General features: G+C 55.6%; 1 protein-coding gene. It reads left to right on the top strand.

The window, feature by feature from the left end; all coding sequences use genetic code 11:
• Positions 1–211: 211 nt before the first annotated feature.
• Positions 212–349, top strand: a 138-nt coding sequence (locus IAE50_RS26450) for an antirestriction protein (RefSeq protein WP_234467364.1), incomplete at its 3' end; no start/stop codon positions are given.

Below are 349 nucleotides of genomic sequence, written 5' to 3' on the forward strand. Positions count from 1 at the left end.
GCTTTTTATCTGCGCTGCGGCCTGCGGTGCTTCCCTTGCATCCTTCGCTCGAAGTCGGGCTGACGTGTCGGCACGGCAAAAGCCGGAGCTGTACACCACTTTAACGACGGAGGATGTGATGAATACAAAGGCAATGCACACAGAAGCGGTTCTGCTTAAGGGCGCACAACGACTGACATTTTTACCGGCACTCTTCGGACGGGATTTCGTAATGAGCGAGTCCTCAGTCTATGGTTACGCCACGAAATACATCGATAACTATCAGGGCGGGAGCTGGGAATTTTACCGCCTGCCGGGCGGCGGCGGCTTCATGGTGCCGGAGATGGATTCCGCGTTTTTCAGCAACCCG

Origin of the sequence: Kosakonia sp. S42 (genome assembly GCF_016624785.1) — a bacterium.
In the GTDB taxonomy this organism is placed as follows: domain Bacteria; phylum Pseudomonadota; class Gammaproteobacteria; order Enterobacterales; family Enterobacteriaceae; genus Kosakonia; species Kosakonia cowanii.